Consider the following 16,079-nt stretch of genomic DNA (forward strand, 5'->3'; position numbering starts at 1 on the left):
TCTGAAAAGCGTTATCGATTGTCTGGTTATCAGTATATATAAAAAATCGGACAGATGTATACTAGCGCCCATTCAATATGGGAGAGTGTTTTAATGAAAAATCTTCTTTTTCCGCTAATCGCGGTTTTATTATGGTCAATTAACGCCATTGTTAACAAAGCGGCATCAACTGCCATTGACCCTGCGGCAATCTCATTTTACCGTTGGGCACTGGCATTTCTTGTCATGACCCCTTTTGTATTACGTTCTGTGCTTCGAAATTTTAAAATGGTCATGAAACATTGGTGGCAACTCGCCATTTTAGGCGCTTTAGGGATGATGTTATACCAAAGCTTGGCTTATTATGCCGCACATAGCGTGAGTGCCACCTTTATGGGAATTATGAACTCGTTGATCCCATTATTGACAGTCATTATTAGTATCTTTGTGCTACGCGTTATTCCTACCGTGGGGATTGTGCTAGGTTCAATCCTCTCATTATGTGGATTAGTGTGGCTAGTGAGCCAAGGAAGCCCAAGTGCGTTGTTCTCTCAAGGCTTAGGCCAAGGGGAAGCCATGATGTTGGTTGCGTCTGCGGCATACGCCCTGTACGGTGTTCTGACTAAGCGTTGGTCAATTCAGTTATCGAGTTGGGATGCCCTTTACGTTCAAATTTTCTTTGGCGTGATCATGCTGCTCCCTAATTTCTTATTAGCTGAAGATGTCTCTCTGAATAGCCAAAATATTGGTTTAGTGGTATTTGCAGGTATTGCAGCTTCTATCATCGCCCCAGCTTTATGGATCAAAGGGGTTATAAAACTCGGCGCAAATACAACCTCCATATTTATGAACCTTGCCCCTGTATTTACCGCCATTATTGCCATTTTCGCCTTGGGTGAAGAATTAAAAAGCTACCATTTAATCGGTGGTGGAGTGGTCTTACTCGGGGTAATGTTAGCGCAACAACTACGTACTCCACTGACAGAATTATTCCGCCGTGAAAAAAAGGTGGTTCAAGAGGATTCTTGCCAGTAGAATAGAATTATAAAAGCAATAAATGCAATGTCGTCACTCATATGCCCCACTCTGTGGGGCTATGTTTGAAATCCCCTCTATTTCCTCTTCAATTTCTCCTTAATTTTCTTCACCATTCATACTTTGTGACATTTAAAATACCTTCAATTCACCTTTAATTCGCTCATCATTGATATGATTTATCGGATTACCATTTTCCAGATAAGGGAAAATCCGATTGAATCTTCTGGAATTACAATTAGACTTAAACAAAATTAAATACCCCTTTAGGAGTAGTAACTCCACTCAATAAGCCGTGATAACGCGATAAATCTAAATGGAGCGTGGCAAGTAACCACTATAATAAGGAATAACAATGACTAAGCCGTTTAAAGTTGGGTTGTTCATATTGATAATAATTGCTGTAGCCACTGGCATTTATTTTATCAATAACACCAACCCATCCTCTCCCTCCCAATTAGGCTATGATTTATATCAACAAGGTGAGTCTCAAGCTGCATTTGAACAGTTCCAAAAAACAGCAGAGCAAGACTCACAATCCGCTTTTGCATTAGCCATGATGTATAAAGACGGTATTGGTACAAATGTCGATGATGTGGCAGCTCAAAACTGGTTAATTAAGGCAGCAGAAGCTAACAATAAAAATGCGTTATATAACCTTGGTTTTTTCCGCTATAAGCACATGATAGAAGACACTTCTACAGATGAAAACGGGTTAGCTTCTTTAACGAAAGCGGCTGATCTCGGTGTAAAAGAAGCACAAGAAATGGTTGGTGGTATTTATTTAGCTGATAAATACGAAGAAGTTCCACAAAATATTGAACTTTCTCGCCAATATTTCACTTTAGCTTCTGACCAAGGCTCAAAACTGGCCAAATTTGCTTTAGGTTATATCGCCCATGACTTTGACAATGACAGTAAGAAAGCCGTTGATATATTAACGCCACTTGTCAGCAACGATTTTCCCTTACCCGCTATGCTGCTTGCCTCGATTTATAAGGATGGCGGTAACGGTGTGCCACCGAACCCATCACTCGCTAAAAAGTACGAGCGCCTCTCTTTCTCCTCTGCATTAGAATACATTTCTGACGCGGATGAATTAGAACCTGGAGCTTTATCATTGTATGGTTCACAAACAGAAGAAGAAAAACAAAAGGTCATTTCTAATTTAGAAGAGCGGGCAAGCCGTGGTGATGAGAACGCCATCTATGTGTTGTACCAAAAATACATGACTGGCGATGGTGTTCGGAGAAATAAAAACCGTGCAATGGCTTATATCCGCCCCCTTGTAGACGCAAAAAAACCTAAAGCCTTATATTTAAATTACAAAGCTGATACCGACCGTATTCAGGATTTAACTGATGCCGCTGATGGTCAATACCCTCCCGCGATGTATCAAGCCTATAACGTGTATTCTGGCCGTACATTTAGCGATGTTAAGCGAAATGACGCTTTAGCTGAAAAATATCTCACCGCTGCCGCAGACCTTGGTGATTTAAACGCACTTGTTATCATCAACCAGAGAGCAATTTCAAGTTACGATTTTCCAAACAAAAAACTGAGTGATATTGTCGCCAAATATACCCCTATTTTAATGGAAAAGTACCCGAACTCCGCGGAAGCGTTAGTGGCGGCAAGTGATGTTTATAGTGTTAAAGGTAGCCCATTATTTTCGCCAGAAAAAGCCTTCACCGCTTTAGAAAAAGCAAATCGCATTGACCCCACTTATGATGCTCAGATGCAATTAGCGCGTTATTATATTAATGCTTTTGGTACTAAGCAGGATGTGCAGAAAGCCGCTAAATTACTCATCGACAACCTTAATGAAAACGGTTACCCATCAACCGCTGAGCGCTTATTGGTTCAAATATATTATCGCTATGATATTAAAGCACTTATCGATGAAAAAACGATTATCGATATCCTCAAAGAGGATGTGATTAAACGCGAAAATTATTCCTTAGCTTATTTGTATGCTGACTATTTACTAAAGGAAGATGCTGAGAAAAATAGTGATCAGGCTTTTGATTTATATGAAAAATCAATCAAGCAAAATTATAATAGCCAGGTTTATTATGCTGCTGCATTATTAAAATATCGCCCAACAGAAACCAATAAAATAGCTAACTTGATAGTCAATGTGCTCCATTCATCCCAAGCACGAGCCGAATTACTTCCAAGCCAGTTACAAATCGCTAAAGATATTTTATTAAAAACAGGCTTAAACCGAGCTGACACAAAAAAAATATTAGTGCAACTTGCCTTATATGATAACAATGTTGAGGCTCAAAAATTAATTGAACCGCTTATTAATAATGATGCTGATATCACCTATTTATATGGGATAAACAAGCTTACTCAATTAACGAATGTTGACTCTTTAAGTGATGCTGAAATAAAACCATTGTACGATTATATTTTAAAAGCAGGAGAATTAGGTAGTTCATCGGCTTATTTATATATCGCACAGAACCTTGATGGCGTCACTTACCACAATGATAAGGCATATTATAAATCTCGCTTCCAAAAAATTACTGGGCTTAGCGCAAAAGATTTAATTTCTCAATATAAAAAATGTGCTGCACTCAAAAACAACCGCTGCTTATATGAATTAGGGGAAATATACCAAGAAGGTAACTACGGGGAAGATGCCAATTATGACACCGCCCTCTCCTATTACAATCAGATTTCTGATCCTGACTTTAGCTTCTTAAAATCACGTAAAAGAGAAATTGAAAAATCCAAAGCTTCGTTTGCCAATATTCAAGAAAAAGTGAAACAGAATGACCCAGATGCGTTACGCACGCTCGCCAATGCTTATAAATATGGTAACTATGGGCAGAAAATCGATCAGAAAAAGTGGCTTGAATATTTAGAGAAAAGTGCAAAATTCAATCAAGAAAGTGCGCTTGAAGAGCTTATTGATTATTACCAACAAGATCAATTTATCAATGCAAATAAAACAAAAATCTTAGGTTATTACGACCAATTAGCCGCCATTGGCAGTAAAGACTATACCCGTAAACTGGCACACCAGTATTTAAAAGGCAGCCAGCTTGTTGAGCTTAACCGACAAAAAGCACGTGAGTATTACCTAAAAGCAGGAAGTTGGGGCAATGAATTCATCAAATATATGGATGATTATGATATTGGCATGAAAATGCTCAATGATAGCCCTTCTGCGAAATACAAAGTGGGTCGAGCTTATTTCTATGGGCAAGGTGTCAAAGAAGACCTTTTAGAAGCGGCTAAATACCTAAAACAAGCGAGTGATGAAGGCAATGACTACGCCATCGCGCTCTATAGTGAAATGCGATATATGGGCGTACTGAATGAAGAAAAAAATGCTTGGGTAATGGAACCTGATTGGGACGAAGCCATTGTTTATCTAAGAAAACATTCTAATCCAAAACGGGTTGATGATTATATTGAAGCCTATGAAACCCTCGTGGTTCCTGCCCAAAAAGGTGATACCACCACTTATATTAAACTCGGGGATTGGTATAGTACACGCGGCCGAAGCCTAGCAGCGCAAGGTTGGTATAAGAAAAGTATCGACGCTGGCAATTTAGCCGCTTATCAACCTCTTGATTCCGTGACTGAAGATAACCAAGCAAAACGCCAAAATTATATTGATGGCACAGCGAAAGGTGACCTTTTCTCTAAAGTTCAATTAGCCGAAACGTATTTATATGATAACAAAATTCTCACGAACTCTCCTGAATATGATTTAGCGATTCAATATCTTCAAGAAGGGATAAAATCAACCGATGAGGCGCTTTCTAATAACGCCTTCAATGCATTGGTGAATTTATATCGAGATGGGATCAAAAATACAAAAAGGGAGCTTAATCGCCCCAAAGATGAACAAAAGTATTTAGCATTGCTACTCAGTGAAGAAAACAATCGTACCGTAGCATTGGTGAACTTGTATTACTATTATGTAAATAGTGATAACGCTAAAGCCTTAGCCTATTTACAACGGGCTTATGATAAGGGTGATTTAGCGGCAACGAAAAAACTCTATCAAATCTATTATCCTGGCCAATACTGTAGTAACAGCGATAATGTCGACATGGATAAAGCGAGCCGATATTTGAAGGAGTGGATTGAGAAAAGCAATTTCCAGAAAAATACCGACAAACATTATATCCATTATCCTGAGAGCCTTTCCGAAGAGATGGGAACCATCTATTTAAAAGGCGATTGTAATGTTGATCAAAATATCGACAAAGCCATCGAATGGTACCAAATTTCGCTAAATTACCATCCAACTCATGCACTTGGTTCGATTTATCAGGCTTATGTAGAAAAAGGTGATGCCAAGCAGGCCTATTACTATGCATTGCTACTTGATAAAAAACCAAGTTCCATCGAGCTACTGGATACACTTTCAGCCCAAGACAAACAAGCGATTGAGAAACAAGTTGCCGATGAAAAAGCCTATGAGAAATATGGCCGCTTTGCCGAGCAAATTGAAAAACAGCGCGTCGAAGCTGAGGCCGGTGACAAAATGTCAGCCTTCTCCTTAGGTGTCGCCTATGCGCGTGGTGAACGTGTGCCTGAAGATACGCAAAAGATGATCTATTATTATGAATTAGCAGGGAAAAATGGCTATCCTCGTGCTTATAATATTTTAGGCAATCTGTATCGTAAAGATAACGAACGCGGCATTGAAAAAGACTTCCCTAAAGCACTTTATTATTTTGATTTAGGTGCGCAACAAAATGACAGTAATACGGCTCACCTCGCTGGTGACATGCTCTATTTTGGCCAAGGCATACCAAAAGATTATGTCCGAGCAGCGAAATATTATGACATTACAAGCCTAGAACAAGGCACCCACCATGCAATGGCAAAATACAAGCTTGCTTATATGTATTATAACGGCTGGGTCGGTAACAAGAGTAAAGAAGATATCCAAAAAGCCCATGATTACCTTGAACTTGGTGCTAAATACTTAGATGATGACTCAATCAAAGCCCTAAAAGAGTGGGACTTTAGTATGTTAAATCAATAAGTCATGACTCTAAGGCGCTAATTAACTTTAGCGCCTTCATCCGTCTACAATTATCATTTTACATCCACGCAAAATATCTTTTATAACACCCACTTATAATATAACTAAAAAATTATTAGCTAATGATTTTTGATTATATTAATGAGATTTCCATACTAAATAAAAATTAGTCTTCCTCCTATCGTTAGATTATATTTTATTTGCGTCTGCACATCTGCAGATTTAAATAATCTATTAACAAGGAGTGTTTACTATGATTTCAATATTTAATAAAGACCATAAATCATTGGGAAGTATAAAAATACAAGATATATATAAGGAGATAGACTATTCAACAATTTTATCAATTAGTAAAAAACCACCCCAAAATATCATTTACCTAGAAAAAACATATCAAAGTGTTAGAGAAAACACAGAGCAGAATAGTACAAACATTCGTCATTTACTTAATAAAATTGATAATTTAAAACATAAATTTAAGACGACGGGTTCTGATGAATTGAATGAATTAAAAAACATAGAGTATAAACTTCACAAACAAGCCGAAAACCAAGAGAAAAATTTCGAAACGCTACAGTTTTTACACAGTAAACATACAAATAAGCAAGGCCATTATACGATTTCAGAAACTTCAGAGTCTATGAGTCTCAATAAATCCAATTTAATTGACCGATATGGAGCTGATTTATCGAGTTTACTGAATGATATTAACGGTCATTTTATTTTTCCTAATGAAATTTCACATCAAGAAAATCCTATTATTCTAAACGCCATAAGTTCAGAGCTTAACCAAATTAACACCAACCTAAATAATAGTTACAATTTATCCCAAAAATATCTGCATAAAACCACTGAAAACATGCAGTCTAAGCTTAGACTTATGCAAAAAACATTTTATGCAGAAGAAGATATACATAATTTATACGCAAACGCTAAAGAAAGTAAAAATAACATAGAAAAACTGCTAAAAAAACTTAATAATGAAGGAGCAATGCACTCCTCTAGCAATAATACCATCAATAAATTAATAAAACACACGACAAAACTAAATACTCAATATGCAAAAATTCAATATTTACACCATAGTTTTGATAAAATCAAAAATTTTGAATACTTAGATGATGTTCATAATTACATTGAACAAGACAAAGGTTTCGACAGTAACTATCTTGAAAGCCATTTTCAAAAAAATAAAGAGTTTAAATTACTAACTGAGTTATCCAAATCCGCTGATAATTTAAAAAATTTTAAAATTGACGCTCAAAAAAAACTGGAAAATCATATATTACCCGTTGATAAACTATTCACACATCACTCTGATAGACAAAAAGAATACCAGCAAGATATAGAAAATAAATTAGAAAAATTATTCAATAAGATTGAATTACGTATCAACATAGAAATAAAAAAAGAGGCGGGTCTATATTACGACCAATCCACATACTTGATCCACAGGGCTCAGTTAGAAAAAAACATACTGAATATAAAAGAAGATTTAGCAAGTTATATCATTAAAAATAGGATGTTAGTTCAGGAGAAAAAGACCCATGATAGCATTGACGAGTTAGCGACGCAGTTTTCTGATGAATTACTTAGGGCGAAAACTCTCCAAAAATTTATTAACTTAGAGTTTAATAATCATCTACAACAATTTTCTCAGCCAAATAAGGTAGGTTCTTACATTAATAACTTTGGTGAAAATAAAGATAATATCTACATGCTAGCCGTGGAAAAGAAGCTATTGAAAAATGAAATAAATAGTTTAATTTCTAACATTCGTATAAAGATCCCCTTAAAATCAGCGTCGTCTACGATTGATGAAAATACATATTACCAAACGGTTCAAGATAAAATGTATACATTATTAGGCTTAACTGACCAATTAGGGTCGTTAACAAAACTATATAACTCAAAAGGGCATGCAGAAATAGTAGAATACATTAATGATATACATTCTTTAGAGAAACAAATTGCTCAGACAGAAAAAGAGATATCTCAATACATTTATACCCATTCGGAAAATAAAGATAAGAAATCAATTTCTTCAGAGATCACACCACTACTTATTGAATTAATTAACAAAAAAACAAAAGTAATGTCAATTGAAACCACGATTAACAAGGGATCAGATAAAATCAATCTCAACTTCGCTGATAGCGATGGAAATGATAAAGACCTAGAATCTCTATTATCGTCAATCATCGCAGAGTTTCCACAAGACACGATAACGAGTAATGTAAACCACCAACCATTACATAGTAAATCAACGCCTATATTTGCCCCATTACGCGACTAACACGCATTTTTATTATCACCAGTTGCAGTTTACTGTTATTTAAACCACCTATTTTACTAGGTGGTTTCTCTTATAACGGCGCTTGGCTGGCTTTAAATGCGATTCTGACCAACAATCCATTGAGTAATTTACTTTTTAATAATTGAGGCTCAGAACCATGATAGCTTGCAATATCTTTCACGAGCGCCAACCCAAGCCCTGCCCCTTCCTTCCCTAGCGCATTATTTAAACGCGTAAAGGCTTCCATAGAACGGTTAATTTTAGCATCAGGGATCCCAGGCCCCGAGTCCTCCACCTCCAAGACCCAATGAAGATGGTCGTCACTGCTAACCACACGGACGGTGACCACCCCATTTTCGGGTGTATATTTGATGGCATTATCAATTAGATTTGCACACATCTCTGCTAATAAAATCGGCTCGCCTTTGATCCATGCTGTTTCCGCGCCTTCATAACCTAAATCAATATTTTGGCTTTCAGCTTGGGGCAGCCGAGTAAAACAAACTTGATGAACAATTTCTACCAAATTTATGGCTCGATACTGTGTAATCGCCTCTTTTTCATGAGCTTTTAATCGCGATAGCTGCAAGAGCCTATCCGTCAGGATAATCGTATTATCGAGCGTTTTTTCAATGGCTTGCAAACTCTGTTGCCGTTGGGTTTCGTCCGTACTATTAATCGCTACGGAAACTTGAGTTTTGAGAACAGTTAGTGGCGTTTTAAGTTGATGAGAAGCATCTGCACTGAATCGCTCTTGTCGTCTAACCATCCGCTTTAGGCGGGAAATATAACGATTTAATGCATCAATGAGTGGTGATAAATCAGACCACGGCAGTAAATCTGGCAATGGGGTTAAATCATTAGCAGAACGGCCTAGCATTAAATGGGACAATTTTTTCAACGGTGCCAGTAGCTTACTCAGTAGGATATAGGCAAGGGCCAAGGTTAATAATACCACCGTACCTTGGCTCATCAGGGCAGAGATTAACAATTGGTTAGCGAGATCTTGCCGTGAATAGACCGTTTCCGCCACTCGGATTTCAACCATTCCTGTTATCCCACCTTCGTTAATCGGTTGATAAAACGCAGCAATACGAATAGGAAGCCCCTTATACTGCGCATCATAAAAATAAACTAGCGCAGTATAGTGTTGTGAACGCATCCAATAAGGGGGAATTGGTGGTAAATCATCATAACCAGAGATGGTTTCACCATCAGGGGAGATCACTTGATAAAAAATTCGGTCATTATTATTTAATTCGAAACTATCAAGCACGACATAAGGCACGCTCACAGAGAGATGACCATCAACGACTTGCAAGCGTTCCGCGACGGTTCGTGCTGAAGCTAATAAGGTTCGGTCATAGGCTAAGTTTGCGGCATTTTTTGCACTGTAATAGTGGGTATAAACCGAAAAACTTCCCAACAAAATGAGCGGGATACCGAAAAAGAGCAGCAACTGATGAAAGAGAGAGCGTGGATGAGAGACTAATTTCATACACTACACTGCTCTAATCGGTATCCCAATCCGCGTAAGGTATTGATGTTAACGTCTGAACCGGCAAGCTTTTTTCTTACACGATGAACATATAACTCAATACTTTGTAAATTGGCTTCATCTGACAACGAAAAAACCTGTTCAAATAATTGCATTTTAGAAACAGGACGTCCTCGTCGATGAAATAAGGTGTTTAACACCGCATATTCTCTTGGTGTTAAGCCTAGAGGCTCTTCGCCTAATAGAAAATAGCCATCCTCATGGTAACTCAGTAACCCAAACTGTTGTGACTCATTGACTTTGCCTTGGCTACGTCGTAATAAAGCGCGAAGGCGTGCTTCTAATTCCGCAATATCAAAAGGTTTTGTCAAGTAGTCATCAGCCCCTGCATTTAGCCCTTGCACTCGGTCGGCTACGTCTGAATTCGCCGTTAATAACAAGACAGGGGTTTCTTGATGACGCTTGCGCATTTGTGCCAATACCTCAAGCCCACTCATTCTCGGAAGTGATACATCTAACACGACTAATTCATAGTGTTCGGTTTGTAATAGTTGGTCTGCTATCGCGCCATCACTGGCAACATCAACCGCAAACCCGGATGACGATAACGCTTTTTGTAACCATAATGACAATTCGTCATGGTCTTCAACCAATAAAATTCTCATTCCGCATACTCATTATAATTATTTATCAGTATACGTTGGCATTCCATTGGATGAATGGAAAGCAAATGTGACCATTTTTACTGTATCCATCACAACTATTATCAGTAAACACCATTAACGTGATTAAATTAACATTAAGTTAACATAACAAAAAAGCAAAAATACAAAACAATCTGATATATATCACATAAAAATAATAATATTTGTTAATGAAAGGTAAATGAAAGCTTCATAGGGCAATGATGTCATACGAATACAACAAGAAGTAAACAATTTTTACCTCTAATTATTGTCTTAGTAAGGAAAAAAGAATGAAAAAATTCACACTGAAGGCCTTAGCAACAGCAATATTTTTAGTTGGCATCAACCCTGCAAACGCCCTACCTGAACGTACAGAATGTATTGCCCCCGCCAAACCTGGAGGTGGTTTTGATTTAACTTGTAAGTTAGTACAAGTGTCTCTTCTTGAAACCAAAGAAATTGAAAAACCGATGCGAGTGACCTATATGCCTGGCGGTATTGGCGCGGTTGCTTATAACGCTATTGTTGCTCAGCGCCCTGCAGAACCCGGCACCATCGTCGCGTTCTCAGGAGGCTCATTACTCAACCTTGCACAAGGTAAATTTGGCCGCTATAACGAAAATGACGTGCGTTGGCTTGCCAGCGTTGGCAGTGACTACGGCATGATTGCGGTTCGTGCAGACTCCCCTTATAAAGACCTTAAAGATTTAATGGATACCTTCAAGAAAGACCCTAACAGCATCGTGTTTGGTGCGGGAGGATCTATTGGTAGCCAAGATTGGATGAAAACCGCTTTACTCGCAAAAGCGATAGACATTGACCCTCGCAAAATGCGTTATGTGGCTTTTGAGGGCGGTGGTGAAACCTTAACCGCGCTACTGGGCAACCATATTCAAGTACTTTCAGGGGATATCAGCGAAATGACCCCATATATCAATGAAGGTAAAATTCGTATTCTTGCCGTCTATGCAGACAAACGCCTTGGTGATGGGTTATCCGATATCCCTACAGCAAAAGAACAAGGGTATGACATTGTCTGGCCAATCATTCGCGGTTTCTATATGGGCCCAAAAGTGTCTGATGCCGATTATAACCAATGGGTTGAAGCCTTCCAGAAACTACAACAAACCGACGAATTCAAAAAACAACGCGAACTCCGTGGTTTATTTGAATACAACTTAACCGGGCAAGAACTCGATAGCTATGTCAAAAAAGAAATTGAGCAGTATCGTGAACAAGCCCGCGCTTTCGGTTTAGCTAAATAACGGAGCGAACGATGAGCCAACGCATATTTGCCATAGTTTGGCTAATACTGTGTGCTATCGGAATTTATATTGGTTGGGGGATCCAAAGTGAGTTTACCTATGAACCACTGGGCCCCCGCCCTTTTCCGGTTGTCATACTCTCCTTAATGGCCCTTTGTGCTCTTGCCTTATTATTTGGCAAGCAAGAAGCCGTTGAGTGGCCAAAACCCTATGTATTACGTCGTCTAGTTTTATTAGTCATTGCACTTGTTATCTATGCATGGGCTTTTGAATGGTTAGGGTTTCCAATTGCAACCAGTTTAGTCACCATCAGTATCGCCCTGCTATTTGGTGCGACACCTATCGCCGCGATTATTTCGGGCCCGGTCTTAGGTATCTTTTTGTTCTATGCCTTTGATAAATGGCTAGATGTCACCTTGCCTATTGGCAGCCTGCTAAGTTAAGGAGCGAAGTCATGGAAACTTGGATGTACCTATCGCAAGGTTTTGAGGTCGCTCTTGTTCCTCAAAATATCTTGATCGCCTTAATTGGCTGTTTTATCGGAACAATCGTGGGCATGCTTCCCGGCCTCGGCCCTATCAATGGCGTGGCAATTTTACTGCCGTTGGCTTTTGCGCTTAAATTACCGGCTGAGTCTGCATTAATCTTACTCGCCACGGTTTATTTAGGCTGTGAATATGGAGGACGCATATCATCAATCTTACTTAATGTCCCCGGCGATGCCGCAGCAATCATGACCACGCTAGATGGTTATCCTATGGCAAAACAGGGAAAAGGTGGCGTTGCGCTCTCTATTTCCGCGGTCAGTTCATTTATTGGTTCAACGATTGCAATTGTAGGGATAATTCTATTCGCTCCTTTGCTTGCTCAATGGTCACTCGCCTTTGGTCCTGCCGAATATTTCGCCTTAATGGTTTTTGCCATTACCTGCTTAGGTAGCATGATGAGCCAAAACCCAATTAAATCACTACTGGCTGCATTAATTGGTCTATCACTTGCCACTGTGGGGGTGGATGCCAACTCTGGGGAATATCGTTTTACGTTTGATAGCGTACATTTATCAGATGGCGTACAGTTTATCGTCGTGGTTATTGGTTTGTTCTCTGTCAGCGAAATTTTATTGATGCTCGAAGGTACCGCGACAGGCCAAGGGCTGATCCGCAAAACAGGCCGAATGCTATTCAATCGCAAAGAAGCTAAAGCGTGTGCAGGTCCTGCTTTACGCTCCTCTTTTATCGGTTTCTTTGTTGGCGTTCTACCGGGAGCCGGTGCCACCATCGCCAGTGCTATCACCTACATGACTGAAAAAAAAATCAGTGGTGAAAAAGGCGACTTTGGTAATGGCGATGTGCGTGGTGTTGCCGCACCAGAAGCGGCCAATAATGCCTCTGCATGTGGCTCATTTATCCCAATGTTAACCCTTGGTGTGCCGGGTTCAGGAACCACAGCAGTAATGATGGGGGCGCTAACGCTCTATAATATCACCCCAGGCCCAGGGATGTTTACTGAGCAACCTGATATTGTTTGGGGGTTAATTGCGGCTCTGTTGATTGCTAACGTGGTTCTGCTCATCATGAATATTCCATTAATTGGCCTATTCACACGAATGCTAACAGTTCCATTATGGTTTTTAGTCCCTGCTATTGCTTGCATTTCTGCTGTAGGTGTATATGCCGTTCATAGTACAACGTTTGATTTGTTACTCATGATGGGGCTAGGTGTATTTGGGTTTATTCTACGAAAAATGAACTTCCCACTTTCACCATTAATTTTAGGGTTTGTACTCGGTGAAATGTTAGAACAAAACTTACGCCGTTCACTGTCCATTAGTAATGGTAATTTCGATATTCTTTGGAGCAGTACGATTTCTCAAAGCTTATTAACACTTGCGGTATTAGTGCTAATTCTACCACCGATTATAAAGCGTATTCGTAAACGTAAACAATCCACTGTCTCATCGTAATTAAGTGTTCATACAATCTCTGTAAAACTTTGCCCCAGTGAATTTGGGGTAAAGCTTTATTTAATCAACCATTTGTTTAAAATAGTTATATTGCTTTAAAAACTCAGCTTCCACATTTCTATGCTTTTCAAAATATTTACGATTTGACTCATAAGCTTTCTTTAGTTCATTCAACAACCCTAATTTTATATTTTTATCATTAATTGTTAGTATTGATTTGAAAGCACTACTGTCAATATAATTACCGTCCTCACCAAATAAAGACACTAAGTTTACCTCACTTAAATTTCCACTAGGGATACCTATTTCAATGTCTGTATTATTTAATTTAGCTCCCGTGAAATTATAATCAACACCTAATTTAATGGGCAATTTAATCTTTACATCATTCAGATTTGCATTAGAGAAATCAGCTCTAACTAGTGCTTTATTTCCATCATATTTTATTATCGCGCCAGATAATGTTGAGTTAGAAAAATCAATATTAACATTAGTAGACATTAAATTATTTCGATCTACCCCATCAAAAAAATAGAATCTATATCTTTTCTTCCTAACTGACGACATGAAGAGTCATAATGTAGTGAAATGCGGTCAAGAAGATGATGAGATTTAATTTCCACTGAACTAGCAATACCATTTTTATTTAAATTAGATTTAAGAAACTCACTATGAATTACATTATCTAATATATTAATTGCCTTATCTATCTTATTTTTATCTTTTTCTTTAATATTCCAACCACGTGTATTATAAACATTCATCACCTTTAAAAGAGATTTCTTTAATAGCTTTTCTTTAATTTCAGTGCTATTATTTTTCTCATACTCTTTAATCATCTTCGTCGAGCTATTGCTTAGTATTACGAAATAATGTTTGATATTCATATTAACACGCCTCAATTCAATTTATTCTTAGAAGTTGAATTGAGTATCTCATGCTAATCACTTCTATAATTTAATAAAGTGATACTCCAACAATAACTTATTGAAAAAAAACGAGAACCGAAGTTCTCGCTTATTTAATACGTTAGCCTAATACAAATTACGCTTTGTATTTGCTCATCACTAATGTGGCGTTAGTTCCACCGAAACCAAAGCTGTTAGACATGACGGTTTCCAACTCTTGTTCCGTTGGTTTAGTCACGATATTCAAGCCAGCAGCTTTCTCGTCTAAATTTTCGACGTTAATGCTTGGTGCAATAAAGCCGTGCTCTAACATCAGTAAGCTGTAAATCGCTTCGTGTACACCCGCTGCACCTAATGAGTGGCCACTCATCGCTTTCGTTGCAGAAATTGCAGGAGAATGGCTACCAAACACTTCTTGGATAGCTTCTAACTCTTTGGTGTCACCCACTGGTGTTGACGTACCGTGTGTGTTGATATAATCAATTTTATCAACACCCTGCATAGCCATTTGCATACAACGCACCGCACCTTCACCTGAAGGGGCAACCATGTCTGCACCGTCAGAGGTCGCACCATAGCCGACAATTTCAGCGTAGATATGTGCACCACGCGCTAACGCATGTTCTAATTCCTCGACAACAACGATACCACCACCACCTGCGATAACGAAACCATCACGGTCTTTATCGTAAGTTCTTGATGCTTTGTCTGGCGTTTCATTGTATTTAGTCGACAATGCGCCCATCGCATCAAACTCACAGGTCATTTCCCAGCTCAGCTCTTCACCGCCACCCGCGAAAACCACATCTTGTTTGCCTAATTGAATTAATTCAACTGCATGGCCGATACAGTGCGCTGATGTTGAACACGCAGAACTGATTGAGTAGTTTACACCTTTGATTTTAAATGGAGTCGCTAAACAGGCAGAAATACCCGATGCCATTGCACGGGTCACCATATATGGGCCCACACCACGTAAACCTTTAGCACGCATACCGTCAGAACCCGCTACTTGGTTACGTGGAGAACCACCACCAGAGCCAACAACGATACCTGTGCGTAAATTTGAAACTTGTTCTTCAGCTAAACCTGAATCCGCAATCGCTTGTTCCATCGATAAATAAGCATAGGCGGAGCAATCACTCATAAAACGGAAAATTTTACGGTCGATTAAGTCTTTTGGGTCTAAATTTTTGACATTACCCCAGACATGGCTACGTAGCCCTGCCTCTTTGAATTCTTCTGAGAAAGTGATCCCGGAACGACCTTCCTTCAGAGAAGCCAGTACTTCTTCCTGGTTATTACCAAGGCTGGAAACAATACCTAGACCAGTGATGACTGCACGCTTCATTCGTTACCTCATGACTATAATTATATGATTGCGGGATTACAGGATGTCACTTTAGCTTACACTTGTACGCTGAACAAG

At 38.8% G+C, this 16,079-nt stretch carries 11 protein-coding genes; 6 read left to right on the plus strand and 5 right to left on the minus strand.

The window, feature by feature from the left end:
• Positions 1-93 precede the first annotated feature (93 nt).
• The 3 genes from PSF67_RS05875 (at position 94) to PSF67_RS05885 (ending at position 8,330) form a co-directional block, all read left to right on the plus strand.
• Positions 94-1,014 carry a DMT family transporter gene (locus tag PSF67_RS05875; protein WP_102137616.1) on the plus strand — a complete coding sequence of 307 codons (921 nt, stop codon included), beginning with the start codon at positions 94-96 and terminating at the stop codon, positions 1,012-1,014.
• A 355-nt stretch (positions 1,015-1,369) separates the two neighbouring features.
• A complete protein-coding gene (locus PSF67_RS05880) occupies positions 1,370-6,034 on the plus strand; it encodes a tetratricopeptide repeat protein (protein ID WP_272676626.1) in 4,665 nt (1,554 codons plus the stop codon).
• A gap of 253 nt (positions 6,035-6,287) precedes the next feature.
• Positions 6,288-8,330: a hypothetical protein gene (locus PSF67_RS05885; RefSeq protein WP_272676627.1), complete on the plus strand. Its 2,043-nt coding sequence runs from the start codon at positions 6,288-6,290 to the stop codon at positions 8,328-8,330.
• A 70-nt stretch (positions 8,331-8,400) separates the two neighbouring features.
• On the opposite strand, the gene PSF67_RS05890 is transcribed toward PSF67_RS05885, so the two are convergent.
• Positions 8,401-9,828: a sensor histidine kinase gene (locus PSF67_RS05890; protein WP_272676628.1), complete on the minus strand. Its 1,428-nt coding sequence runs from the start codon at positions 9,826-9,828 to the stop codon at positions 8,401-8,403.
• Positions 9,825-10,493, minus strand: coding sequence for a transcriptional regulator TctD (tctD, locus tag PSF67_RS05895; protein ID WP_094962689.1), 669 nt, complete (start codon positions 10,491-10,493; stop codon positions 9,825-9,827). The genes PSF67_RS05890 and tctD overlap by 4 nt, the downstream gene beginning before the upstream one ends.
• Positions 10,494-10,804: 311 nt before the next feature.
• Here tctD and PSF67_RS05900 point away from each other — a divergent pair, with 311 nt between their 5' ends.
• The 3 genes from PSF67_RS05900 to PSF67_RS05910 are packed head-to-tail and all read left to right on the plus strand — an operon-like array spanning position 10,805 to position 13,742.
• Positions 10,805-11,779, plus strand: a complete 975-nt coding sequence (locus tag PSF67_RS05900; protein ID WP_094962690.1) for a Bug family tripartite tricarboxylate transporter substrate binding protein — start codon at positions 10,805-10,807, stop codon at positions 11,777-11,779.
• An 11-nt stretch (positions 11,780-11,790) separates the two neighbouring features.
• Positions 11,791-12,222, plus strand: a complete 432-nt coding sequence (locus PSF67_RS05905; protein ID WP_102137613.1) for a tripartite tricarboxylate transporter TctB family protein — start codon at positions 11,791-11,793, stop codon at positions 12,220-12,222.
• An 11-nt stretch (positions 12,223-12,233) separates the two neighbouring features.
• Positions 12,234-13,742 (plus strand): tripartite tricarboxylate transporter permease, encoded by a 1,509-nt coding sequence (locus tag PSF67_RS05910; RefSeq protein WP_272676629.1) that lies wholly within the window; start codon positions 12,234-12,236, stop codon positions 13,740-13,742.
• 60 nt (positions 13,743-13,802) lie between these two features.
• Here PSF67_RS05910 and PSF67_RS05915 read toward each other — a convergent pair whose 3' ends face one another.
• The 3 genes from PSF67_RS05915 to fabB all read right to left on the minus strand — a co-directional run bounded on the left by PSF67_RS05915 (position 13,803) and on the right by fabB (position 16,001).
• Complete coding sequence (locus PSF67_RS05915) at positions 13,803-14,243, minus strand: hypothetical protein (protein ID WP_272676630.1); 441 nt, start codon at positions 14,241-14,243, stop codon at positions 13,803-13,805.
• A 14-nt stretch (positions 14,244-14,257) separates the two neighbouring features.
• Positions 14,258-14,629 (minus strand): hypothetical protein, encoded by a 372-nt coding sequence (locus PSF67_RS05920; RefSeq protein ID WP_272676631.1) that lies wholly within the window; start codon positions 14,627-14,629, stop codon positions 14,258-14,260.
• 157 nt (positions 14,630-14,786) lie between these two features.
• Positions 14,787-16,001 (minus strand): beta-ketoacyl-ACP synthase I, encoded by a 1,215-nt coding sequence (gene fabB / locus PSF67_RS05925; protein ID WP_102137610.1) that lies wholly within the window; start codon positions 15,999-16,001, stop codon positions 14,787-14,789.
• Positions 16,002-16,079 lie beyond the last annotated feature (78 nt).

Source organism: Providencia sp. PROV076 (assembly GCF_028483405.1).
GTDB lineage: Bacteria > Pseudomonadota > Gammaproteobacteria > Enterobacterales > Enterobacteriaceae > Providencia > Providencia huaxiensis.

Excerpts from the sequence above, each read along its gene's own strand:
- fabB (WP_102137610.1), bottom strand. The coding sequence starts at position 16,001 with ATGAAGCGTGCAGTCATCACTGGTCTAGGTATTGTTTCCAGCCTTGGT.
- PSF67_RS05910 (WP_272676629.1), top strand. The coding sequence starts at position 12,234 with ATGGAAACTTGGATGTACCTATCGCAAGGTTTTGAGGTCGCTCTTGTT.
- PSF67_RS05890 (WP_272676628.1), bottom strand. The coding sequence starts at position 9,828 with ATGAAATTAGTCTCTCATCCACGCTCTCTCTTTCATCAGTTGCTGCTC.
- PSF67_RS05880 (WP_272676626.1), top strand. The coding sequence starts at position 1,370 with ATGACTAAGCCGTTTAAAGTTGGGTTGTTCATATTGATAATAATTGCT.
- PSF67_RS05900 (WP_094962690.1), top strand. The coding sequence starts at position 10,805 with ATGAAAAAATTCACACTGAAGGCCTTAGCAACAGCAATATTTTTAGTT.
- PSF67_RS05905 (WP_102137613.1), top strand. The coding sequence starts at position 11,791 with ATGAGCCAACGCATATTTGCCATAGTTTGGCTAATACTGTGTGCTATC.
- PSF67_RS05885 (WP_272676627.1), top strand. The coding sequence starts at position 6,288 with ATGATTTCAATATTTAATAAAGACCATAAATCATTGGGAAGTATAAAA.
- PSF67_RS05915 (WP_272676630.1), bottom strand. The coding sequence starts at position 14,243 with ATGTCTACTAATGTTAATATTGATTTTTCTAACTCAACATTATCTGGC.
- tctD (WP_094962689.1), bottom strand. The coding sequence starts at position 10,493 with ATGAGAATTTTATTGGTTGAAGACCATGACGAATTGTCATTATGGTTA.
- PSF67_RS05920 (WP_272676631.1), bottom strand. The coding sequence starts at position 14,629 with ATGAATATCAAACATTATTTCGTAATACTAAGCAATAGCTCGACGAAG.
- PSF67_RS05875 (WP_102137616.1), top strand. The coding sequence starts at position 94 with ATGAAAAATCTTCTTTTTCCGCTAATCGCGGTTTTATTATGGTCAATT.